This window comes from Mucilaginibacter aureus (assembly GCF_053514885.1).
In genome coordinates, this window is sequence record NZ_CP170601.1 from 881,100 (window position 1) to 907,478 (window position 26,379).

Here is a 26,379-nt window from a genome sequence, read left to right on the forward strand (position 1 = left end):
AAATACAGTGATTATACAAGGCAACTATGATCTATGAACCATTAACTATGAACTAATATCATGTTAAAGAACTATTTAAAAACCACGTACAGGTTCTTGCTCAAGAACAAAACATTCAGTTTTATCAATATCGTTGGTCTGGCCATCGGCGCCATGTGCTGCATTTATATTTTGTTGTATGTGCAAGATCAGTATAGCTATGATAAGCATCATAAAGATGTGCAGGATACTTATCGCGTTACTACTACTTTAACCCTTTCGGGCGATAAGCATAAAAATACTACCGTATCGCCGCCTATAGCGCCTGCGTTGAAAACCGATTTTCCCGAAGTAAAACAATATACCCGGGTGGTAGGTACGCTGGGCTTAAACAGGCATTTGTTAAGCTATAAAGAAAAGTCGTTTTACCAGAAGGATATGTTTTATGTCGACTCGACCTTTTTTGATGTGTTCAGCTATCATTTCGCAAACGGTTCGCCACAAAAGGCTTTAACTGAGCCTTACTCTATCGTGTTGTTTAAACCTGTAGCCGATAAGCTTTTTGGTGCCGATGAACCGGTTGGCAAAACCATCACAATAGATAATGGCTATGGCAAGCACGATTTTAAAGTTACCGGTGTAATTGACGAAAGCCTGGGTAAAACCCATATTAAAGCCAGCATGTTTGTAACCATGCGCAGTGGCGGCATAGGCGAATACGTATTACGTAACCAGATATGGGCAGGCAATAATTTTACCAGTACTTATATAAAACTACGCCAGGGAGCCAGCGCTTCGGCACTGGAGAAAAAACTGCCCGATTTTTTAAATAAGCATGGCGAACAGCAGTTAAAAGAGTTGGGGATGCAAAAAACGCTATATCTGCAGCCCGTAGCATCAATACACACCACGCCGGGTTTTGAGTCCGAACAAAACACCACTGTAAGTCCTTCTTTTTTGTATATACTGCTCCTCATCGGCATCATGATACAGGTCATCGCCTGCATTAACTTCATGAACCTGTCAACCGCCAGGGCCTCAAAACGCGCAAAAGAAGTTGGAGTTCGTAAGGTAATCGGTGCAGGCAAGTTCGATCTCATCAAACAGTTTTTAGGCGAATCGCTCCTGCTATCGTTCATCGGGGTATTGCTGGCACTACCTTTATTGTTGGTGGTAATGCCATATTTAAACAGCATAACCGGTGTAGTTATCGGCTGGGCATTCCTAACCAACTTCCGCATCTGGCTCATGCTTGCCGGTATTATTTTGGTAACCGGTTTTATTGCCGGCAGCTATCCGGCGTTTTATCTTTCGGCCTTCCAGGCTATTAAGGTCATCAAAGGTAATTTCACCAGCCATGTTTCGGCGGCAGGTATACGCCGCTCGCTGGTGGTGTTTCAGTTTGTGCTGGCGGTGGTGCTTATCTCGGTTATTATTATTATCTATAGCCAGCTGTCATTCATTAAAAGTCGCGATTTAGGCTTTAATCAGAACCAAAAGCTGGTGTTTGGTTTTTACACTAATGATACCCAAAGCAAAATGGCCAATTTTGCTAACGACTTACGCCAGATGGCCGATGTAAAAACGGTAACCAAAGCCGATAACTACATGGGCCAGTTCATTGGTCACGATCATGGCGTTTTCCCGGCAGGCGGCACTATGGCCACAGCTATTGATGCCCAAAACATAGCTACCGACGAATATTTTGTAAAAACCCACGGCATACACATTTTAAACGGCCGTGATTTCAGGCAGGGCGACACAAATAAAGTGCTCATTAACCAAACGCTGGCAAAAAGGTTGGGCCTCGATCCAGAAAAGGCTATAGGTACAAGGCTTTACACCGAATACAAGCCCCGCCCCGCAACTTTTGTTGAGGTAGCCGGTGTGATGAAAGATTTTAACTATAACTCGCTGCATATTGAAGTAAGGCCCTTTATGCTGGTTTACAGCAACAATGAATCGCAATTTGTAAACATAGTAGCATCGGTTAGCAGCAGCGACTATAAACAACTGCTCGGTAAAATTGAAGCCGTATGGCACAAGGATATCCCCTCGGCACCTTTTGATTATAGTTTTTTGGATGAAGAGGTACAAAAGCAATACGAAACAGAAGTTACCCTTTCGCAGATCATTAACCTGTTTACGCTCATTGCCATCTTTGTTTCGTGCCTGGGCTTGTTTGGCCTGGCAGCCTTCAGTGCCGAGCAGCGTAACAAAGAGATAGGCATCCGCAAAGTATTGGGCGCAAGCGTTACTGGCATTGTTCAACTGTTATCCAAAGATTTTTTAAAGCTGGTTTTCATCTCCATCATTATAGCGACACCAATAGCCTGGTATGCCATGCATAAATGGCTGCAGGATTTTGTGTACCGTGTAAACATCAGTTGGTGGATGTTTGTAATGGCCGGCACTATCGCTATTATCATCGCATTTGTTACGGTAAGCTTTCAATCAATAAAAGCGGCAATAGCCAACCCGGTTAAAAGTTTGAGAAGTGAATAAGAAAGCCCATAGACGATGGTCGATAGTCCATGGCCAAAATTAAAATACTATGGTCTATGGACTATCGGCCATGGACGAAATAACATAATAACTAAATAACCCAATAACTATGTTAAGAAACTACATCAAAATAGCATGGCGCAACATAGTAAACAATAAGGTTTACAGCGCATTAAATATTGTTGGCCTGGCTGCCGGCATGGCGGTGGCTTTGCTAATTGGTTTATGGGTGTATAAAGAGTATAGTTACGATAGCTTTTTGCCTAATGGCGATCAACTGTACCATGTAAAAATTAGTTTTACCAGTATCCACGATGGCACGCATACCCAGGACGCAATGTCGTTACCGGTAGCTGCGGCACTAAAAAAAGATTATCCCGAAATAAAGTATGTATCCGAGTTAGACTGGAATGACAAGCACGACCTTCTGGTTGGTGATAAAAAGCTTTATATTAACGGTATTGGGGTTGGCCCCGATTTTTTGAAGATGTTTCAGTTTCCGCTTATCAAAGGTAATGCTGCCTCGGTATTAACTGATCCTTACTCTATCGTTTTAACCGAATCGACAGCCAAAGCTTTATTTGGCAATACTGATCCGATGGGTAAAATGATTAAGATCGATACCCGGAACAATCTTAAAGTTACCGGTATTCTGAAAGATATACCCGCTAACATCTCCTCATTTCAGTTCCAGTATATCTTTCCGTTCGAATACCTGATTAAAAGCAACGAATGGATGAAAAACTCGCGCACCAGCTGGACCGACAACTCGTACCAGGTATTGGTGATGCTGCAGCCTAATGCCAGCCTGGCCGAGCTTGCACCCAAGATTAAAGATATCGTATCAAAAAACAGTGAAAGGATGCGTCCGGCCAAACCCCAGCTGATGCTTCACCCGCTTAAAGACTGGCACCTGCGGTCCGACTTTAAGAACGGCAAGGTATCAGGCGGCTTTATCGATTATGTACACATGTTCAGCCTCATCGGTATTTTGGTATTGCTGATTGCCTGTATCAACTTTATGAACCTGTCGACCGCCCGATCAGAAAAACGCGCCCGTGAAGTAGGGGTACGCAAAGCTATTGGCTCGCAACGCAGTGACCTCATTTTTCAGTTTTTAACCGAGTCACTGCTCATTACGTTTATGGCTTTTGTATTATCACTTATACTGGTGCAATTAGCCATACCATTTTTCAACGACCTGACCGATGGCTGGGTGGGCATCCCTTACTGGAGTCCGACCTTCTGGGCTATTATGTTAAGCTATGTACTAATAACAGGTTTACTGGCGGGTAGCCGCCCGGCATTTTATTTGTCATCATTCAATCCCGTTAAGGTATTAAAAGGCAGCATACAATTAGGCCGGGCGGCTACGCTTCCAAGGAAGGTTTTGGTGGTGGTTCAGTTTAGCTGCTCTATTGCACTCATTATTAGTACCGTTATTGTTTATCAGCAAATACAGCACGCCAAAACCAGGCCTACCGGCTACAGTGCCGATAGAGTGGTGATCAGCGACCTGAGCGATGATCTGAACAAAAACTATGATGCTTTAAATAACGACCTGATGCAAAGCGGATTGGTTGAAAACGTAACCCGCGCATCAGCACCCGTAACCGAAATTTATGCCCATACTTCTCTGGATAATTGGCCCGGCAAAAACGCAGGTGAAGAATCGGTTAATATAGTGACCATTTACGGCTCCGAAACTTATTTTAAAACGCTGGGCATGCAACTGGTTGAAGGGCATGATTTTGCTCCAAAATTTGAACCAGATACCGATCATGTGATATTAAACGAGGCCGCCATAAAACGCATGGGGCTAAAGGACCCGATTGGTAAAGAAATACAATGGAACAACCACAGCAATGGCAGGGTGAAGATAATCGGCATTGTTAAAGATGCCCTGATGGGCTCGCCGTTTACACCTGTTGAACCGGCCATATTTGCGCATGGCCGCTGGGGCAACCGGGCAATGTACCGCCTGTCTTCAAATGTTGACCCTCATGACGCTATTGCCAGGATCGGAAAGATATTTGATAAATATAACCCGGCTTACCCGTTCAGCTATCTTTTTGCCGATAGCGAATACGCACAGAAATTTAACCTCGAAGTATTGGTGGGTAAACTTGCAGGTATTTTTGCAGGGCTGGCCATCTTTATATCCTGCCTGGGTTTATTTGGCTTAGCCGCTTATGTTGCCGAGCAACGTACCAAAGAGATCGGTATTCGTAAAGTTTTGGGCGCTACCATAACCCAGGTATGGCTGCTGCTTTCAACCGATTTTATTGTGCTGGTAGGCATTAGTTGCCTCATCGCATCGCCTATAGCTTATTACTTTTTACATGATTGGCTGCAGAAATATGATTACCGCATCAGCATAGGGCCGTTGGTGTTTGTTGTTGCGTCGGTAACGGCCATGGCTATTACACTTTTAACCATCAGTTTCCAGGCCATTAGCGCGGCGCTGGCCAACCCGGTAAAGAGTTTGAGATCCGAGTAGTCCGGAAGTCTTTAGTCGGAAAGTCCGAAAGAAAGACTACATCTGATAATTAATTTATATAAAAAACTTCCGGACTTGCGGACTTTCCGTCTTCCGGACTAAACTAAGTTAAGCATGTTAAGGAACTACATCAAAATAGCCTGGCGTAACCTTGTTCGTAACAAGGTGATCAGCATGATCAATGTAAGCGGTTTGGCAATTGGTTTTGCCTGCGTATTGCTTATTGGTTTGTACATTAAAAACGAGTTAAGCTACGATCGTTTTTTTAAAGATGCCGATCGGATCTACCGCGTAAACCTGGATACTAAAATGGGTAACGATGAGGGCATTATCGGGCATACCCCGCCGCCTGCCGGAGCCGCGCTGATGAAAAGCTTTCCGGAAATTGAGAGCTATACGCGCATACTGTTACCCGGCGATGAAATTGTGCATTACGAAGCTAACGGGCAAAAAAAATCCCTGACGGAAAAATCGATGCTGGTTGTCGATTCCAACTTCCTCAAGTTTTTTAGCTACCCCTTAGTTACAGGCAATGCCGCTACCTGCTTTAACCAGGTTAACTCGCTGGTGCTAACTCAAAAAGCGGCTAAAAAATATTTTGGTGAGGAATCGCCTATCGGCAAAACATTGGTGTTCGACGAAGATCAAACACCGTTTGTGGTTACTGCCGTGTTAAAAGATATCTCACAGCAATCATCACTGCAATTCGATATACTGCGCAACACTGCAAGCTTCCGGTCGGTAGCGCATTTTACCTGGAGCTGGGTATGGCTGCAGATGGGCACTTACGTTAAGCTTAAACCAAACGTGCCTGCTGACGCGGCAAGCATAGCAAGGCTGGAAAGCAAATTCCCGGCAATGGTGGCCATTGAAGCAGCCAGCGCGTTTAAACGTGTCGGGCAGCCGTATGATGAGTTTAAAAGAAAAGGCGGCCGTTGGGATTTAAAGCTACAACCGATAGCCGATCAACATCTGCATTCGGTAAATATTGGCACACGGTACTTTGAGCAAAGCGATATCAAATACGTCTATATTTTTGCAGTCATCGGTTTGTTCATTATGATACTGGCCTGCGTTAATTTCATGAACCTGTCTACCGCGCAGTCAACCAAGCGGAGCCGGGAGGTAGGTATCCGTAAAGTATTAGGATCGTTAAAAGCACAGTTGATCAAGCAATTTATTACTGAGGCTATATTATATAGCTTGTTGGCTGTGGTAATTGCAACAGCCTTGGTTGTACTGATGCTACCTGCCTTTAACCAGTTATCAAACCGGGCGCTTACGGCCGGTACTTTATTGAATGCTAAATACATTATCGGCATTTTACTGTTTGCTTTGGTTACGGGCGCATTTGCAGGGAGTTATCCGGCATTTTTCATGACATCATTTAACCCGGTAAATATTTTAAAAGGTACTAATCTGCTTAAGGGCAAAGGCTCGGGCTTAATCCGCAATGGGTTGGTGATATTTCAGTTTTGGGTATCAACGGTACTGGTAATCTGCACCATTGTAGTTTATAAGCAATTGATGTATAGCAAGACACAGGATCTCGGTTTTAACAAGGAAAACATTGTTATCCTGCCTAACGTGGGCCGGCTTGGCACGAGCCAGGAAAGCCTGCGGCATGAACTTATTAAACTCCCACAGGTTGCCAATGCTTCTATATCGACCGGGCTACCTGCCGAAAACTCATTTGGGGATACGTACAAGCCAGAAACCGACCGGGCAAATACAACCGGCGCCGAAACCAATATCGATCTTTCATCATTTATGGTCGACGAAGCTTTTGTGCCAACCCTTGGCATGAAATTATTAAGCGGCAGGACTTTCTCGCAAAAATTCAACGATTCGGCATCGGTACTGTTAAACGAAACCGCGGTAAAACAAATAGGCTGGAAAAATCCCATCGGCAAAACCATTACCTACCCCGGCAATAACGATCAAAAATTTACGGTTATTGGTGTGCTCAAGGATTTCAATACCACATCATTTAGAAACAGCATTGCGCCTTACGCTTTGTTTTACACCACATCAAAAACATATAACATCCGTTCATCGTACTTAACAGTGAGGATAAGGCCCGGTAACTATGCCGAAACACTCAGCAGCATCCAAAATAAGTGGAGGCAATTTGCGCCCTCGCTCCCATTTGATTATAGTTTTATGGATGCCGAATTTGATTCGCTGTACCGTTCAGATCAAACAATGGGTAAAGTACTGACCGTATTTACCGCCTTATCGGTAGCGGTGGCCTGTATGGGCCTGCTTGGTTTGGCGATGTTTACAGCTGAGCGCCGCACCAAGGAGATAGGCATCCGTAAAGTACTGGGTGCATCGGTGCAAAATGTAGTCGCCATGCTCTCGCGCGAATTCGTAAAACTGGTATTGATAGCGTCGCTACTGGCTTTCCCGGTCGCGTGGTTTGCTATGAATAAATGGTTACAGGACTTTGTCTACCGCACCAATATCAGCTGGTGGATCTTTATCCTGGCATCGGTATTAACCATGGCTATAACTTTAGTAACCATCAGCTTTCAATCAATAAAAGCAGCGATAGCTAACCCGGTTAAAAGCTTGAAGAGCGAGTGATCGGGTAAGTAGTCAGTACTGAGTAAATAAACATGATGAACCAATAACTTAACTCAATACCATGTTCAGAAACTACATCAAAATAGCCTGGCGCAATATATTTAAGCGCAAGTTTTATACGGCCATTAACATTGCTGGTTTGGCTTTGGCCATCACCTGCTGCCTGTTTATTTACCTGTATATTAGTTTTCATTTAAGTTTCGACAGGTATCACCAGCGTGTGGGCAATACCTTCAGGCTGGTTAACGAACTGCACCTGCAAAAAACCGAATATGAAAAAGGTGCATCGGTGGCCATGTTCAAAATTTTGCGAAATAATATGCCGCAGGTTGACCGGTCGGCCTTTGCGATCGAAAAGCAAAGTCTGATCATTGATGTGGATGGCGATGCCAAACGACGGTTTAAAGAAGAAAAAAACATTGCGTTTATCAGTTCGGATTGGTTTACACTATTTAAATACCATTGGCTTGCGGGCAATCCGAAACAATTGGATGAACCCAACACCGTTGCATTAACACAAAAACAAGCCAACAAATACTTTGGTGATGCCAATCCCATAGGCCGGATATTGACCATCAAAAATCAACAGGTTAAAGTGGTTGGGCTTATTGCCGATGCTCCTTTCAACAGTGATCTCCGATCAGAAATTTATATCTCATTTGCTTCGCTGGATAATATACTTACAGGCATTGATAAAGGTTTTTACACCGATCTGGGCTGGATCAACTCGACAAATGCCGCCTACGTATCGTTAAAAGATGCCCGCCAGAAAGAGGCCATAGAAAAAAGCCTCACACAATTAGGCGAAAAGAAATTTGGCAGCAAGGTTTTTACTTTTAAGCTATTACCCTTAACCGAAATGCATTTTGATGCACATTATGGCGGCGTGGTACAACAATCGTTACTGGTAACACTGGCTTTAATAGGTGCGCTTATTCTGATCATCGCGGTGATCAACTATATCAACATGACCATTGCACAGCAGGCGCGGCGCAGTGTGGAGATCGGTACGCGCAAAGTGTTGGGCGGCTCATCCATGCAGTTATTTATGCAGTTTATGACAGAATCGCTGCTTACCGCAGTAATGGCGATAGTGATTGCAACTATGCTGGTAGTGTTTTTTATGCCAGCAGCTAACAACCTATTGTTCACCGAAAACCCTTTGCACATTTTATCAAGTCAAAGCCTTTACCTGTTTCTGGCCGTTATGCTGGTATTTATTACCCTGGCGGCAGGTGTATACCCCGCAATGTTGTTAAGCAGGCTAAGTGTGTTTAAAGCTTTGAAAAACAACGCCTGGAATTTGAAGGCCAGCGCAGGCCGTAAAGTGCTGATCATATTGCAAAATACGGTAGCACAAGCCTTAATAGCAGGTACTATTATTATTGTGATGCAGGTGCGCTTTTTAAAGAACACCGATTTTGGTTTTGACCGCAATGCCGTAGTTATGGTACCATTAGGCGAAGCCACAGATACGCAAAAGGAGCAATTGAGCCAAAGTTTGAAAGCAATATCCCAGGTAAGTTCCTTCAGCTTTTGCAATAAACCACCGGCAAGCGACAGCCAGCGCGGGGCAACGGTTAAGTTTGCCAACCGCGACTGGGAAAAATGGCCGGCGCGTTTTGCCATCGGCGATTCGGCTTATTGCCGCACATTTGGTTTGACGTTGGTTGCCGGCCGCAGCATCCGCAATAAGCAACCAACACCCGAGTTTTTGATCAACGAAAAAATGGCCACCATGCTCCATTTTAAAAACCCGAACGAGGTGATCGGTCAAACCCTGTTAGCCGGTGATGTTAAAGGTGTTATTGTAGGCGTGGTAAAAGATTTTAACATCAAATCGTTATTAGAGCCTATCGAGCCATCCGTAATACTCGAAAACAATTATCTGCAAAACGCTGTGGCCATTAAGCTTACCGGGAACCAGACTTCATCTGCGTTAAGCGCGTTACAAAATCAATATCAACGTATTTTACCTGCCCAGCTTTTTAGTTACCAGTTTGTTGACGACGAAATAGCATCGTTATACAAAAAAGAAAGCCTGCAGCAAAAGCTGATCTGGAGCTCGGCCTTTGTAGCTATATTCATCAGTTCGCTGGGTTTATTGGGCCTTATTTCGCTGGTTACCTTGCAGCGCACCAAAGAGATCGGAATCCGTAAAGTACTGGGCGCTACAGTTAGCCAGATCAACCTGATGCTATCAAAAGACTTTTTACAACTGGTATTGATATCGCTGCTAATTGCTTCGCCCCTGGCGTGGTGGGCCATGAACAAGTGGCTGCAAAGCTTTGCATACCGTGTCGATATCCATTGGTGGGTATTTGCTTTGGCAGGATTTGGCGCGTTGCTCATCGCAATTTTAACCATCAGTATCCAATCGGTAAAAGCGGCACTGGCCAATCCGGTTGAAAGTTTGAGAAGCGAGTAAAAAGTCTGCAAGTCAGAAAGACCGAAAGTCTGGAAGTAGCTCCAATCCGTTTCTTGTCTTTCGGACTTTCCGACTACCGTCTTTCGGACTTCTCCCCATGTGTATCAAAACCGGACGGTTGCTGTTGCAATACCGAACGCTTTATTTGTAATATTTTCACGTCAATAAACTGATAATCAATTAAATAAATGTTTGGTACATTATTATAGCCAATTGCTTAAATTGCAATATTGTTATGCTGAAGAACTACTTTAAAACTGCCTGGCGCAGCCTGATGCGATTCAAAGTATTTACGCTGATCAACATATTGGGCCTGGCCATAGGTATCAGCGCATCCATGGTGATCTATCTGATAGTGCATTACGATTTCACCTTCGATAAGTTTGAAAACGATAATGCCCGTATTTACCGTGTGGTATCCGATATGAAATTTTCGGGTAATCCATATCATAACAGCGGCGTACCTGCCCCTGTTGGCGAGGCTGTACGCAATGAGCTATCGGGCATTAGTTTAGTTTCGGCTTTTCACCAGCATAATTCGGAAACAAAGGTTATTATACCTGGTAATACCAAACAGCCTTTGGTTTTAAAAAACCAGGGCGATATTATTTTTGCCGATGTTAATTACTTTAAACTGATACCCTACGAGTGGATAGCCGGTTCGGCAAACACTGCGCTGAACGACCCGCTGAAAGTGGTTTTAACTGAAAAAAGCGCCAAACTTTATTTCCCCGATCTGCGTGCCGACCAGGTTATAGGCCGGCAGGTGATTTACGATAGCGTAGCTACCACTGTTACCGGCGTAGTAAAAACATTGAGCCGCAATACCGATTTCATCTTTCATGATTTTATTTCACTATCAACCATTCCTGCCACCGGTTTAAAAAAGAACTACAGTTGGGGTAACTGGGGAATGACGAACGGCTCATCGCAATTGTATGTTAAGCTAAACCCGGGTATAACCAAACAACAAATTGAAAAACAGTTAGCGGGTATCAATACCAAATATGTTAAAAAGCACAAAGGTTTTGAATCGGCGTTTAATTTACAGCCTTTAAGCGATGTGCATTTTAATGCCGACTACCGGAATTATAATGGCCGCCTTGCCAACAAGCCAACCCTGTACGGGCTACTCATCGTAGCAGCATTTTTGTTGTTATTAGGCAGCATCAACTTCATCAACCTGTCTACCGCTCACGCGTCGCAACGGGCAAAAGAGATCGGTATCCGCAAAACAATGGGCAGTACCAAAGCTCAACTTATTTTGCAATTTTTAAGCGAAACCTTTTTGATAACCCTACTGGCTACCATTTTATCAATTATACTGGCGCCGGTATTGCTCAGCATATTTTCAGGCTTTATACCTAAAGACCTGCATTTTAACCTGCTGCACCAGCCCGACCTAATCATGTTTATGATCCTATTGGTTGTTACAGTAAGCGTATTATCGGGTTTCTATCCATCGTGGGTACTATCGCGATACAACCCTATACTGGTATTAAAAAACCAGGCCTATGCCAATACCGGTAAAACCCGCCGGGTATGGATCAGAAAATCGTTGACTATATTCCAGTTTTTGATCGCCCAGTTTTTTATTATGGGTACGTTTTTAGTGGCCAAGCAAATACATTATACCTTAAATAAGGACCTTGGCTTTAAGAAGGATGCGATCATTACTTTAAGCACCCCATTCAGCAAGCAGCTTAACAGCCGCTTTGTATTATTAAATAAGCTGAAAAGCATACCCGGTATTGAACTGGTTAGTCTTGGCGGCAATCCACCGGCAACTATGGGTGCAAATTCGGGGCAGGTGAGCTATAAGGATGGCAAAAAAGAAATTCAACTTGATGTACAATTCAAATATGGCGACCCTAACTATCTGAAACTTTACCACCTTAAATTGCTGGCCGGTACTAACACGCACGAAAGCGATACAGTTAAAGAGGTTATTGTAAATGAAACCTACGCCCATATGATCGGCTTTAAAAACGCCACCGATGCAGTAGGTAAAACGTTGGATTGGAGCGGTGTGAAACTACCCATAGTTGGCGTAATGCGCGATTTTAACCAGGAGTCGTTACACAGCGAAATAAGGCCGCTGATGTTTACAGGTGCGAGCAGCAACAGTTATGAGCTACACGTTGCCCTGGGTCCAGAAAATGCAGATGGCACAGCCTGGAAAAACACCATCGACAAAATAGGTAAAGCTTATAAAGACATTTACCCTGAAGAGGATTTTGATTACGACTTTTACGATAAGAGAATAGAAGGCTTTTACCATAGCGAACAACAAATATCGAGCTTGCTGACCTGGGCAACCGGACTGGCCATCTTCATCAGTTGCCTGGGATTATTAGGTTTGGTGATCTATACTACTAATCTTCGCACCAAAGAGATCGGTATCCGCAAGGTATTGGGCGCATCGGTAGCAAATCTGGTAGCTATCCTGTCAACTGATTTTATCAAACTGGTACTAATGTCATTTATTATTGCTTTACCGGTAGCCTGGTATGCCATGAATAAATGGCTGCAAAACTTTGCCTACCGTACCAGCATCAATTGGTGGATCTTCGCGTTAAGCGGAGCTCTGATGATCCTGATAGCGCTGGCAACACTGAGCTTTCAAACCGTTAAAGCGGCTATTGCTAACCCGGTAAATAGTTTGAAGAACGAGTGAAGAAATCTATTTGATGAATAATCCATGGCTATAAAATCAGAGAAATATATTATGGTCCATGGACTATTGACCATGGACCAACCAATAACCAATAACTTAGCAACTCAATAACCAATAACAATAAAATGCTCTCACTCAAAAATATTTCAAAGTACTACAATGTAGGCGGTGCTAAAACTTATGTGCTCAACAAGATCGATCTGGATATTGATGCCGGCGAATTTGTCTCAATCATGGGTCCTTCGGGCTCGGGTAAGTCAACTTTACTCAACATTATCGGCCTGCTCGACGAACCTTCCGAAGGTTACCATTACTTTTTAGGCGAACCTGTGCACCAATTAAAAGAAAAACAACGCACGGCTTTATACAAAAGTAATATCGGCTTTGTTTTTCAGGCCTATCACCTCATTGACGAGCTAACGGTTTACGAAAACATAGAAACCCCGCTCATTTACCAGGATGTTAAAAGCAGCGAACGCAAGGCACTTGTTGCTGATATCCTCGACCGTTTTCAGATCGTTGGTAAAAAAGATCTTTTCCCGGCGCAGCTTTCGGGCGGGCAGCAGCAACTGGTTGGCATTGCCCGCGCATTGATCACCAAACCCAAATTGCTGCTGGCCGATGAACCTACAGGCAACCTCAACTCTAAACAAGGTGAGGATATTATGGAGCTTTTCCGTAAGCTGAATAAGGAAGACGGCGTAACCATTATACAGGTTACTCACTCAGAAAAGAACGCCGAGTTTGGCTCCCGTATCATCAACCTGCTCGATGGTAAGATCGAATCATCGCGCAATATTTGAGTTACAAGCATGAAATACCTGAAATATATACTCCCTGTATTCTTCATCCTGCTAAACGTCAATACAGGATCTGCACAAACGCCCGATACTGTGCTAACCCTGCAGCAATGCCTGGATATTGCCATCAAAAACAACCTGGTGGTTAAACAAAGTGAGATCCAGTTAGAACGTAACCGCATCAGCTACCAGCAGGCCCGCGAAAACATGCTGCCCAGTTTTAACGGCTCGGTTGATCACAGCATCAGCGATGGCCGCAGCCTCAACCCATCAACCAACCAGTACGTTACCAATCAGTTCACTTCGGCAACCTATGCGCTTAACAGCAGCCTTACACTGTCAAGCGGGTTAACGCTCCAAAACGCGGTAAAGCAAACATCTCTGGCATACCAGGCAGGCAAGATGGATTTCCAGCAGGCTAAGGATAACCTAACCCTCAATATCATCGCTTCTTACCTGCAGGTACTTAATGCCGAAGACCAGCTTACCCAGGCCTATACCCAGTCGGCCGTATCGCAAAAGCAGGAAGAGCGCCAGGCCGTTTTGAATAAGGATGGCGCCGTACTGCCATCTGCCTATTACGATCTGAAAGGCCAGGCTGCTGCCGATAAACTGAACGCCGTAAATGCCAAAAGTACCCTCGATATTGCCAAACTAACCCTGCTGCAACTCATGAACGTGCCTTACAACAAAAACGTGAGGATACAGCGTCAGCTGGCCGATCAGTTACCCACGCAGTACAACGAAACTGCCGACCAGATCTACAGTAAAGCGCTTACCGATCTGGCTTATGTAAAGGCAGCCGAACTGCGCCGCCAAAGTGCCGAAAAAGGTGTGCAGGTAGCTAAGGGCGCTTTGATACCATCGGTTTCGTTAGGCGGAAACTTAGGCACCAATTACTCAAGCACAGCTAACGGCGGCACCAATACCAGCTATGTAAACCAGTTGCAAAACAATTACGGCACCTCGTTTGGCGTAGGGATCAATGTGCCTATCCTCAACTACTTTCAAAACCGTAACCGGGTAAAGTTAGCTAAGCTTGATCTGCTGAACACGCAATATATCGAGCAAAATACACGTATCCAGCTTCGCGAAAATATCGACCAGGCTTATGTGAACATGGTTGCTGCTTTCGACCGTTATAAACTGCTGGTTGAACAGGTTGACGCTTTCGCAGAATCGTTCCGCATTGCCGAGATTCGCTTCAATGCGGGTGTGCTTACTTCTGTCGATTTCCTGATCGTGAAAGGCAATCTCGACAGGGCTAAAACAAGCCTCATCAGCAGCCGGTACGATTACCTCATCCGCACCAAAATACTGGATTATTACCAGGGCAGGTTATCGCTATAGCTTATAGACCAGGCTACAATTTAAGGCCAGGCCGCTATATTTTTGGGTAAAATATGGCGTATAACTGCCCCCGCCAATATTCCAGCCATAAATGCGCAAGGGTACGGTTTGATCTTTTTTGTAAATATCGATCTTGCGGCTGCCTATGCCCAGAAAACCACCGAGGGTTAACTTACCAACGGGTTTGTATTGTAGGTTGATACCGATGTTGGAATTGCGGTATTGCGCATACCGGCTTTGGTATTTGGCCGCCGACAGCCTGTATGATCCATAATCGCTTTTAAAACCAGCGCCGAGTGTCCATTTGTCGGTCAGCTTAAAATCAAGTCGTGGCGCCAATGGCAATGGCCCGTTTACTGTAATGTTATCATTTATGTGCCAGATCATGGTAATTATGGGCAATAACTGGCTGCCGCTAAACTGGTACTGATAACCCAGGCCAAAACCCAGGGCAAACTTTTTGCTTGTTGGAAACAAGAACAGCACTTCTGATCTAAAGCGCCAGTCCTCGGCCGAAATATCATCCAGATCAGATGCCAGCAAAGGTTCAGCATGGATGGACATGATCGTCTTTTCACCCAGTTTAGTGTGATAACCTAAAGACAGGCCGATGGTTTTGTAAGAGGCGCTATCCAACAGCGAGTGCGTATCGGTGATATTCACTAAACTTAATTCCGGACCGATACTAAATCCCGGCTTGACCGGAAAAAGCAGTTTGACGCTGTTGCTGATGAAAGTGCCCCCGCCTTTGCTGGCTGCAGTTTTACCATACGAAAAATCGTAGGATAGTTTATCATCGTTTTGAGCTTTCGCGAAAGAACAATAACAAAACGTTATCGCTAACAGCAGCGGTTTAACCAGGCGCATAGTGTAAAGTTTAGGTGCCTAAATATACACAAGCGCAGATATAAATTCAAGTTTATCCCTAATATATAGGTACTTAGTATTTCTGGTAAACGTTGTACAGGATATTCAGATCCAACTGTGTCCATTTACCTTTGATATCGCTTTGTACAAAGTGACGTTTAAAGGCAACAATGGCGCTGTTCAGGTCGCTGGTATCATAACCAATCAGGCGCATGGCAATAACCGGGTCAAAGTTATCGGGCGCCAGTTCAAGCACATCATCGCTCCAGTAGCCAAAGCCATGCTCGGCCATTCTTTTCCACGGAAACAGCGGCCCGGGATCAGGTTTGCGTTTCGGAGCAAAATCCTCATGCCCTATAAAATTAGCGGTAGGTATACCGTATGCCTTTTTCAGTTTGGTCAGCAGGCTTATCAGGCTGTTGATCAATGGTTCGGTAAAAGGTTCTTCGCCGTTGTTATCCAGCTCGATACCTATCGAACAACTGTTCATATCTATCACGCTACCCCATTTACCTATACCGGCCTGGTTTGCACGCAGGTAATCGTTCACCATGTGATACACTTTGCCATCACGGCCAATCACATAATGCGCGCTAACAGCGGTACGTTTCAGGGTAAAAGTGCGCAACGTTTCGTCCGACGAGTTTTGCGCCGTGTAGTGAATAATCACATAAGCCGGTTTACGGATACCAAAGTTTACTGTTCCTACCCAGTCCGAAGGAATGCTCATGCCCATCGAATCCGTCAGCATAGCAGGTTGTTCCAGTTTCAGCATGCGTGCAAACGAGTCTGCCTGGTGTGTATAAACTTTATTGGTAGTGTAGTATTTGCCTTTAGGCGAACACGACGCCAACATGACAAGAATAACAAGACATAGGTAAAAATGGGTATTTTTCATTCAATCAATTTCATTGGTATTATCGGGATACTAATTAACTAAATAAGCCCGATAACACATCGGTATTTATGGGTATTTTTTATGTTACTTCGGTTGCTGTTAATCAAAATTCACTTATATCAACCTGTAATATACGCATTTTTTGCCTTTAGAACAAGTGAACGAGGTATTAAATTAACCTTTAGCTATCCGCTTATTGGTCGAATTACCGATAATCAACTCGGCATCAAATACATTGGTGGTATATTCGGTAACCGGGTAGGGCGAATGCGAGCTTTCGATGATCAGTTCTACCGCCTTTTTACCCATATCGAAGGCCGGCTGCCTGATGATGGTGAGCGAGGGATCGAATATCCTGGTGAACTCGGTATTGGTAAACCCCAGCAGGGCAATATCTTCGGGTATCCTGACGTTCAGCGTTTTCAGGATCTCAAAGCTCTTCATGGTTATCCTGTCAGATGCACCAAAGATAGCCTGGGGCTTGTCGGTCAGGTTGAGCAATTTGTCTATATGGTTAGCTACCTCCTGCTGGTCGCGGCCGCTTTGCCGGCAAAAGCAAATGTACTCGTCGCGTACCGGTATGCTTGCATCGCGTAAAGCCGAGATATAGCCATCGCGCCGCTCAATGGTAACCGAAAGTTTTTCTGAACTGGTAATATGCGCAATTTGGGTATAGCCTGATCTGATCAGGTGTGTGGTAGCATTGTAAGCTCCGGTAAAATTATCACACCTAACTTTAAAGGTCTCCAGCTCGTCGGATGTGCGGTCGAGCAACACAATACTAACGCCGCGCGATTGTAACTGCCTTAAATATTCGATGTTTTGCGATGGCGACGACATGGAGATAATGAGCCCTTCCACCAAAAACGACGACAGATTTTGCAAAAACACCAGTTCCCTGTCGGGCGATTCGAGCGTTTGACAGATCACCAGGTTATAGCCCTGCTCATAGGCAACCGCCTCAATCCCATCAATGATCTGCCCGAAAAAATTATTGCTGATAGCCGATACCACAACACCGATGGTTTTGCTTTTACCCATTTTAAGCCCCTTAGCTATCGGGTTGGGCACGTAGTGGTTTTTGGCAGCGTAATCTAAAACCAGCTTTTTGGTTTTGCTGCTTACCTCGTGGCTATCCTGCAAAGCACGCGACACGGTTGATACCGACATCCCCAATGCTTTGGCGATATCTACCAACCGTATCGAACCTTGATTTTGTTGCTCACTACTCATTTTGCAAGATAAGGAAGATAACCTTTAATGCAAATTAAGCGTTTTTAATCAGATTTTTAAAGGATACACACGGAAGCATCATATCAGCTTTCACTATTCCTTTTTCTCCCGGTATCGCAAACAGCAAACCTTACCATCCATAGTACTTACGTAAACTGTGGCTCCATCGGGTTGTACCGGGTTAACTAGCCCGTTCGATATTTTGTACCCGCCTAAAGGCTCTCCTGTTTTGGCATTTACTACATGAATAATGCCTGAGTGCGAGGGTATGTAAACCCTGCCGTAACTTTCTATAATTACTGATGGGTCAAGTTCGTAAGGTAATTGAATGGCCGCTTTCCATGCTATCTGCATCGAATCGGCTTTTGCGGATATGCCCAGTACCTGTCCTTCCATGGTTTTTACATACACCACCGCGCTGTCTGCCGAAAGGCCCATCGACTCGCGCACGCGGATCTTCGGGTCTTGCTTGCGCCACAGTTTTTTTCCTGTCGCGGCATCAAGGCAGGTCATGTAACGATCGGGAGCTACAATAAATATCCTCCGGTTAGCGGCAACCGGGTAACAGGCCGCTGCCGAAAACATCCGGTTACTTGAGCCGTTGCTCCATTGCCAAACCTGTTTGCCGGTAGCCTGGTCTAAGGCGTACAGGCCGTTTGCCCAATCGCCAAAATAAACCAGCCCGTTATACAACAGTGGCTTATCAACCACAAAGCCTTTTACCTGGTCAAAGTCCCAAACCGGCTTGCCGGTGACGATATTTATCGCACGGAAGTGCCCGTCGGAAGCGCCGATAAACGCCATATTGTTTTTGATAACTGCCGACCCAAGCACAGGTTTTAAAGCCTCAACCTTCCAAAGCAACTTGCCGGTATTGGCATTCAAACAATAAATAAAATTATCGCTCGAACCCACAATTACCCTGTCGCCGCTCACCGCCGGGGTCGAATATATTTTACCGCCGGTAGCGTAAACCCACGTACGTTTACCGGTTTCTTTGTTCAGTGCGTAGATCAATCCTTTGGTATCAACCAGTATCAGCTTATTGCCGCTTATGCCCATTCCTGCACCTATATCGCTATCGTCCTGGTAGGTCCATACAGCCGTTGGCGCATCGGGTTTGCTGTTCATAGCATAGTTTGGCCGGTAGTAATGCGTAGTGTCTTTATCAAAATGATGATCGAACAATTTTACCTCGGCCCATTTGCGCGTCTTCTGCGTTACCGGGTTACGCTCTTCAACGCTTACCTTGCCGTCATCAAAAGTTACCAGGTTGTACCCGCCAATACTGTCCTTAGCGCGCAAGTTTGAACGGCCCATAATGCCCGGAATACCTTCAAAATTGTATTTGTGGTTATTATGCCCGTGTCCGCATAAAATCAGTTGCGTGTTCTTTTTTTTCAGCATATCCATTACGGTATACCAGTTGTTTTGTGATGAATCCTGCGGGTAATGATTGAGGTACACAACCGGTGTTGCGGGCTTGGTAGCCTTCAAAACCGACTCGAGCCAAACTACGTTTTCGCGCGGCACCTGCCCAGGCCCCATGCGCATATTGGGCCCTGAGCTGGTCGCCGCAAATAAGTAACCGCCATAATTGAAGGAGAATGTTTCGGAGCCAAATATCTTTCTAAAATCGTTACTCCCGCTTTCCGACCAGTTAGAATCATGGTTACCCGGGATAGCATACCACCTGATATTCAGGCTATCCAGTATCTGTTTAGCCAGCTTCAATTCGGCGTAAGCGCCAAACTCGGTAATGTCGCCGGTAATCACCACGAATTTCAGATCGTGCTGACTGTTGATATCCTTTACCGTGCGGCGCAAATCCTCGGCAGCGGTGGCGTTGCCGATGTGGGTGTCTGATACAAAAGCAAACTTAAACGATTGCCCAAAACCAATTTTCGCTGTCAGCAACAGCACAGCAAAACAAAAAAGAACTCTAATTTTCATGGGGATATTACACAACTGCAGGGGACCGCAATTTACTAAAATTATAAGATGTTAAATGCTGGATATAGCTATCTCCCGCATAAAACATTCGCACATCTGCACATCCATCATGCTTCCGGGTCAATTTCATTCAACTGTTGTTGCAGTCTTATCTTTTGCTGTGTGATATGCATCAGGTCCCTTCGAAGCGTTTCGGCGTCAAAGCCTGCAGGTGTTTTGCCGGCGCGCAAAAAGTTGTCAGATATCAGCGCATAGGCTTCTTCGGCATAAGCAAACCAAAAATCCCAGGTCATTTTTCGTTTTTTACCCCAGGTAATGCAGGTGAGTCCGTGCTCATCATAAGCCAGCACACATATGGCATGTCCGCCGTATGACCCCGGTGCGCCATCGCCAACCGGCCCGTCGGGCGACAGTTCCCAAACCTTTTGACCCTTGATGGTTTTAGGCAATTGTAACCCTACATAAATACCACCGAACAAAAATATGGCCTGGCTCACATGTTTTTTGGTATGATGATTTACGGTGGCAAAGGCAGCAATTTTATGCCCGCTAAAACTGTTTTTGCGCCAGTATTTTAGCAACTCAAGCGCCGTAGCTCCTTTATCGTTCGCGCCTGTTTTAGGATCGTACCCGGTTAATGCCGAGTATACCCTGATGATCCTGTTGTCGGATAAGAGTACTTGTTCACCGGTATTCATCGTCCAGCATTGTATCAGGTGGCCGGCTGCAGCACAGGTACAATTACGCAGGTGCAGGTTTTTCATCGCGCCCCAGCGCGATTTCTTTTTCTCTATCCAGTTACAAACCGGCGGTACTTCAGGCAAACTATCCGGCTTGATATAATTGGTGTAGCTCAAGGTACGCACATCCGTTTTAACGGGGTGTTTCCCCAATTGTCCGATTACTGGTTCTGTAGCAGGCATATAGGCAGGTTTTGATAGCACAAATATAACGCAACACCTGCTTAAATTTATATGCACACTTACGTTACCATTTTCGCAATCGAAAATTAAAAAAGGTGGGTATTTGTCGGTATTTTTTAATGATTTATCGGTGCCCGATTATCAAATTCGCAATATCATTTTCACCGTCGCTCGCCGCCGGTTATCCCCAAATATCTAAATTTTTATCAGAAAATAGAACGTTAATTGACATGGATTTCCTGGATAGCGATGGGTTTCAAACCCGTTGCTATATTGTTTTATACAACAAAAGCGCATACTTATTCAGTATTGCGCTCCTGGGGGATCGGCATAAAATAAAAGGGACAGTGGCTAATATTATGAAGCCTGCTGCATAAACTCTTTCTGGTAATTTAGCGGGCTTTTTCCGGTTATTTGTTTAAAAAATTTATGGAAGCTGGCAAAATTGTTAAACCCGCTCTCATAACACAGTTGTTTGATCAGCACCTTATTCTCGATCAGCAGTTTACAGGCATGCCCAACCTTCAGCTCAATTAAAAACTGCGAGTAGGTTTTATGCGTATGCGATTTAAAATACCGGCAAAACGAGTTCGGACTAACATAAGCAATGGCCGCTATTTCTTCCAGGTGTATCTTGTTTCTGAAATTGGCCAGCGAATATTCATAAATGGCGTTTATCCGCTCATTGTCCGACGAGGCATTGGCATTATGGCTAAACCCTATCGACGATAGTAAGGTTATCTTGTTGCAGTTGGCAATAGTATTCAATGCCTCCATTAATAAAATGATCTTCTCTGCGCCTTCGGCGGTAAGCATCTTTTCCAGTATTTCGGCAACAGCTACTTTAGTTTTACCGTTTATTTTGATACCGCATTTGGCTTTATCAAGCACTGTTTTAAGCGCCTTGTTTTCCGGAAGCTGCAAAAACTGGTCGCCCCAAAAGTTTTCGCAAAAATGCGCAACACGTACATCGGCGCTGTGCTTAGGGTCTTCCCTAAAATACGATTCGTCAAACCGCCAGTAATGCGGCAACTGCGTACCTATCAATACAACATCGCCCGCTTTAAAATGACTGATGCTGTCGCCGATAAATTGCGTGCCCTCGCCCTTTTTAAAGTGTATCAATTCAACCTCGGCATGGTAGTGCCATTTGTTGTTAAAATGCGGAACCAGATCCTGGCGCACACTAAACGAATGTGCAGGTCCTTTGGAGACTTTGAGTAGTTGTGGTTTCATAATGGTTATAATTCGGCCTCGGTGGCTTGGTTTATAATGCAGGTACTTTACTACCTGTTGGCTAAACCAAAGTTAGCTCCTAACGCTTTCAGAAAACCATGTTGTTTAGGTAAATATTACCCGATAAACGTGTTTTTTAAAATAAAAAACACATTAAGAATGCATTATAAAATTAATTTAAAATACTGATTATAAGTAAATTGAGAATAAAAAACTATACTTCATCCACTTTTGATACCGGATGCGCCTTCGGCGTGTAGCCAAAGTGCTCTTTAAAGCATTTTCTAAAATAATCAACATCCATAAAACCCACCATATAGGCTACCTCGTTAACGGTTAGCTGGCCCTGGGCCAATAGCTGTGCGGCCCGCTTAATACGCACAGTGCGGATAAACTCGATACCGGTTTGGTTGGTTAACGATTTGATCTTTTTATAGAACGAGCTTTTGCTCATGGCGGTTTCCTGGCTTAATTGCTCTACACTCAGGTCAGGGTCGGTAATATGCTGCTCAATGTAGTTCAATACCTTCATCAAAAAGGCTTCGTCTAAATTGCTTATCGCGATGTTATGCGGTTCCAGTTTAATTTCTTTTTGATAACGTTCGCGCAGCTTTTGCCTGTTCTCAATCAGGTTCCAAACGCGTGCTTCTATCATGTTAAAATTAAACGGCTTGGTAATATAATCGTCGGCGCCGGTTTCAAGACCTTCCATTTTAAATATCAGCTGTGTTCGGGCCGTTAAAAGTATTACCGGTATATGGCTGGTATCGATATCCGATTTTAGCTTGCTGCACAACTCAATACCGTTCAACCCCGGCATCATCACGTCGCTGATAATAATATCCGGGCTAACCTCCTTGGCCATCGCCAGTCCGTCAATACCGTTAACTGCGGTATAAACTTCAAAGTCAGTACCAAAACCTTCGCTAATAAAATTCAAAACATCTTCGTTATCTTCTACTATCAGCATCGAAAAAGCACTGCGGTCTTCCTGTTTCAATATTTTAGCTTTTTTAAGCTCCAATTGTGCCTTTACCGATTTTTCGGTTTGGGTATAACTTAAAATGTCTTCGCTGTCGCGATAATTTCCGGCTATCTCGGGTGCTTTCAAATGTGCCTTACCAAGTGGCAATGTTATAGTAAAGCGGGTTTCACCGGATTGATCACTCGTCTCCGGCCTGCTTTCAACGCTCAGGGTACCATGGTGCAGTTCTACCAATTCGGTCGAAAATGCCAGTCCCAACCCAGTTCCTTCCACCTTAATATGGTCTTCGTAATGATAAAACTGGCTAAATATTTTATTGATGCTATCGGCCGGTATACCACGGCCATTATCCTCTACAACTATTAACGCGCTATTTTCTGTTGCCGATACATAGACAGCCACCTTGCCATAATCGGGTGTAAACTTGAGCGCGTTAGATAGCAGGTTGTACAACACCTTTTCCAGCTTATCGCGATCAAACCATACCGGTATCCCGGCCTGCTTTGCATTAAACTTCAGCGTGATGTTTTTCGCTTTGGCCAGTCCGTCAAAAGCAAGGGTTATTTCTTTGGCAAAGGTTACCATGTCGCCCTCGGCAGCTTGCAAATGCATGTGCCCGCTTTCCAGCTTACGCTTGTCCAGCAACTGATTGATGAGCCTGATGAGCCGCTCACCGTTCCGCTGCATCAGCATCAGTTGGTTCAGCACCTTGTTATTGCCCACATTCATCTCTATCATCCGCTCAAGCGGAGCCATGATCATGGTTAGCGGCGTTTTGATCTCATGCGAGATATTGGCGAAGAAACTCAGCTGCTTTTGCGCCAGTTCCTGGTCTTTGGCATGGTTCAGCGATTCGAACTCCAGCTCATTCTTTAACCTTTCCGTTTTTTTCGAATAAACGTTAAACAGGTAAAGTAAAAATATGGTGAGCGCCATATATCCTAAAAAAGCATACCAGGTTTTATACCAGGGCGGCAGCACCGTTATTTTTAAAACACGCGGCGTTTCGCTCCAAATACCATCGTTATTGGCGGCTCTTATTTTAAAGTAATAGGTACCGGGGTCAAGGTTGGTATAGGTAGCAACACGCTGGTTGCCTACATAATGCCAGTCGCCATCCGAAAATCCTTCCAGCTTAAACGCAAACTGGTTCTTTTCGGGATTGATGTAATTTAAGGCGGCAAACTTGATACTAAAAAATGCCTGGCTGTATTTTAAGGTTATTTCGCTGGTTTCGTCAATAGGCTTCTGCAATGGCGAGTCATTCCCCGCAAAGGATACCGACTTGTTAAATATCGAAAAATCGGTAAACACCACCTGCGGTTTAACGCTGTTGATCTTGATCCTATCCGGGTTAAACATCGTTATCCCGTTAATACCTGCAAATATCAGGTTACCATCGGGCGTTTTAATAGCAGCGCCCGTAGTGAACTGGTTGCTTTGCAAACCATCGGCAACACCATAATTAGCCGCCCGCAACATGCTTTTATCAAACGGTACCCTAAATTCTTTAATTGTAATGCACGATAAACCTTTGTTGGTGCTTACCCATAACCGCCCTGCTTTGTCTTCCAAAATAGCATGAGCCGTATTATTAGCTATACCCAGATCTTCGCTGATACTGTAAAACCGGTCGGCCTTGCTGTCAAAGTAATTGATGCCACCGCCATCGGTACCTACCCACAATCTTTTTTTCGAATCTCTGAAAACAGACAGGATGGCATTGTTATTTAAATTATAAACGTGTTTACTTAAATGGTAGGTGTCCGCACCGTTCGGCCCCAGTTCCAGCACACACAAACCTTTATTTTTTAAGCCTATCCACATTTTATCACCATCCTTAAAAATAGTGGTGATGTTATTTTCGCGGGTTTGGTAATAATGCAGCTTGTTATTGTTCTCCAGGTAGTACAAGCCGGTATAATTGGTGGCTATCCATAACCCGCCTTCATCTTTAAACAGTACGTAACTGTGTATAAAACCTGCCGCAGGTGGCTTAGGGATCAGGTTGGTAGTTGTAAAAGCGCCCGTTCTTTTATCAAAAATAGTGATGCCGCTGCCTGTGGCTACCCATAGTTTATCAGGGTCGTTATTTTTTGCTATCGCTTTAATACTGTTACCCAGCAGTTCACGACTTGCACCATTAAACTGGTAATAAACATGTATGTTTTGCAGGTCACTGTCCAGGTGGTTAAGCCCGCCATCGTCTGTACCTATCCAATAATCGTGATTATCGCCATTGGTAATAGTACTCACAATACCATACGACAAACCGTTGCTGTTACCGCGTTTTAAGCCTAACGAATAAAAATTATCATACTGGCTGTATACCGAGTTAAGCCCGCCGTTATAAGTACCTATCCAAATGTTGTTCTCATTATCTTTAAAAATACACCTGATGGAGTTCTGACTTAACGAATTGGGATTGATCGGGTCATTTGTAAACGCCTTGATCTGTTTGGTCTTGGTGTCGATGATATTCAGTCCCTTTTTCGTCCCCACCCATATCTTATGGTTTTCGCGTTCAAGCACAGTTCGTGCAGTACTGCTCAATAAACCGTTACCTTGCCCATAATTAAAGTACGAAGCATTCTTTGCATCATAACAGATCAGTCCGTTTGTTTCGGTAGCTATCCAGTAGTTCCCATCGCTGTCCTGGATAATACTACGCACCAGCGGGTTTACCAACTGCGCGTTTTGCTGAAGCGCGGCAGGCAAAGGCAAAAACGCCCGCTTGCGCAGATCATAAACTTTCAGCTTACCACCTACACCAATCCAAAGCTTTTGCTCATGATCGATATACAAACAGGTTATTTTGCTTTGCCCGCAAATGGCCGATTTAGTTAATAAATGTGTATCTCCCTTTACTGTTTTCTGATCTAAATAATACAGGCCATGATCGGCCGTACCTACCCAGATCACCCCGGTTTCATCCTGGGCCAGGTCTAACACGGTATAGCTGGTATTACTGTCTGCCGTTTTAAAACAGGTAAAGCTTTCCTTGTCGGGATTGTACAGGTTCAGGCCATCAATGGTCCCCGCCCATATATTACCTTCCTTATCTTTAAATAACTTATTGATCTTGTTATTGCTGATGGTGCCGGCAACATTAGGGTCGTTTTTAAACACCTTAAATTCAAGCCCGTTAAACCGGCTCAAACCATCAAATGTGCCCACCCAGATATAACCTTTGTTATCCTGCAATACCGACATTACCGTATTTTGCGATAAGCCGTTATCCACGTTAATGTTTTTAAACATCAGCTGGGCTTGGGCATAACTGTTGCCTGCCTGCAAAAAAAACAGGTAAAAAAAGGCAAATAATATAGGATATACCTTCCTCAAAAGCTTAATGTGGTTAGCGGTGCTCAGGCGGTTTTGGCTAATTTACTTCAAAAATACGTACAATCGGCTTAGCTTATAAAGGCCCCTTGTTTTATTTTATCATTTAACTGC

14 protein-coding genes are annotated in these 26,379 nt (G+C 44.4%); 7 read left to right on the top strand and 7 right to left on the bottom strand.

Annotated features, from left to right (window positions below; genetic code table 11):
* Positions 1–60 precede the first annotated feature (60 nt).
* From ACFGVR_RS03815 to ACFGVR_RS03845, 7 genes are all read left to right on the top strand, one after another.
* On the top strand, positions 61–2,484 hold the full coding sequence (locus ACFGVR_RS03815; protein WP_448701247.1) for an ABC transporter permease: 2,424 nt from the start codon (positions 61–63) through the stop codon (positions 2,482–2,484).
* Positions 2,485–2,593: 109 nt separating this feature from the next.
* Positions 2,594–4,984 carry an ABC transporter permease gene (locus tag ACFGVR_RS03820; protein ID WP_448701249.1) on the top strand — a complete coding sequence of 797 codons (2,391 nt, stop codon included), beginning with the start codon at positions 2,594–2,596 and terminating at the stop codon, positions 4,982–4,984.
* A gap of 114 nt (positions 4,985–5,098) precedes the next feature.
* Positions 5,099–7,573: an ABC transporter permease gene (locus tag ACFGVR_RS03825; protein WP_448701251.1), complete on the top strand. Its 2,475-nt coding sequence runs from the start codon at positions 5,099–5,101 to the stop codon at positions 7,571–7,573.
* A 61-nt stretch (positions 7,574–7,634) separates the two neighbouring features.
* Positions 7,635–10,001, top strand: coding sequence for an ABC transporter permease (locus ACFGVR_RS03830; RefSeq protein WP_448701253.1), 2,367 nt, complete (start codon positions 7,635–7,637; stop codon positions 9,999–10,001).
* Between the two features lie 235 nt (positions 10,002–10,236).
* The gene (locus ACFGVR_RS03835; RefSeq protein ID WP_448701254.1) at positions 10,237–12,678 is read left to right on the top strand and encodes an FtsX-like permease family protein; all 2,442 of its coding nucleotides are present in this window, start codon (positions 10,237–10,239) and stop codon (positions 12,676–12,678) included.
* A 125-nt stretch (positions 12,679–12,803) separates the two neighbouring features.
* Entirely contained in the window at positions 12,804–13,481 is a 678-nt protein-coding gene (locus ACFGVR_RS03840; RefSeq protein ID WP_448701255.1) for an ABC transporter ATP-binding protein, read from the top strand.
* 9 nt (positions 13,482–13,490) lie between these two features.
* Positions 13,491–14,828: a TolC family protein gene (locus ACFGVR_RS03845; protein WP_448701256.1), complete on the top strand. Its 1,338-nt coding sequence runs from the start codon at positions 13,491–13,493 to the stop codon at positions 14,826–14,828.
* Here ACFGVR_RS03845 and ACFGVR_RS03850 read toward each other — a convergent pair.
* The 7 genes from ACFGVR_RS03850 to ACFGVR_RS03880 form a co-directional block, all read right to left on the bottom strand.
* Positions 14,823–15,695, bottom strand: a complete 873-nt coding sequence (locus tag ACFGVR_RS03850; RefSeq protein ID WP_448701258.1) for a DUF6268 family outer membrane beta-barrel protein — start codon at positions 15,693–15,695, stop codon at positions 14,823–14,825. The two genes, ACFGVR_RS03845 and ACFGVR_RS03850, sit on opposite strands and share 6 nt — an antisense overlap.
* A 73-nt stretch (positions 15,696–15,768) precedes the next feature.
* A complete protein-coding gene (locus ACFGVR_RS03855) occupies positions 15,769–16,551 on the bottom strand; it encodes an N-acetylmuramoyl-L-alanine amidase (RefSeq protein WP_448701259.1) in 783 nt (260 codons plus the stop codon).
* Between the two features lie 216 nt (positions 16,552–16,767).
* The gene (locus tag ACFGVR_RS03860) at positions 16,768–17,826 is read right to left on the bottom strand and encodes a LacI family DNA-binding transcriptional regulator (protein ID WP_448701261.1); all 1,059 of its coding nucleotides are present in this window, start codon (positions 17,824–17,826) and stop codon (positions 16,768–16,770) included.
* A gap of 93 nt (positions 17,827–17,919) precedes the next feature.
* Complete coding sequence (locus ACFGVR_RS03865; protein WP_448701263.1) at positions 17,920–19,779, bottom strand: outer membrane protein assembly factor BamB family protein; 1,860 nt, start codon at positions 19,777–19,779, stop codon at positions 17,920–17,922.
* A 107-nt stretch (positions 19,780–19,886) separates the two neighbouring features.
* Positions 19,887–20,702: a hypothetical protein gene (locus ACFGVR_RS03870; RefSeq protein ID WP_448701265.1), complete on the bottom strand. Its 816-nt coding sequence runs from the start codon at positions 20,700–20,702 to the stop codon at positions 19,887–19,889.
* Between the two features lie 357 nt (positions 20,703–21,059).
* A complete protein-coding gene (locus ACFGVR_RS03875; protein ID WP_448701267.1) occupies positions 21,060–21,938 on the bottom strand; it encodes an AraC family transcriptional regulator in 879 nt (292 codons plus the stop codon).
* Between the two features lie 214 nt (positions 21,939–22,152).
* Complete coding sequence (locus tag ACFGVR_RS03880) at positions 22,153–26,268, bottom strand: hybrid sensor histidine kinase/response regulator transcription factor (protein WP_448701268.1); 4,116 nt, start codon at positions 26,266–26,268, stop codon at positions 22,153–22,155.
* Positions 26,269–26,379: the final 111 nt, after the last annotated feature.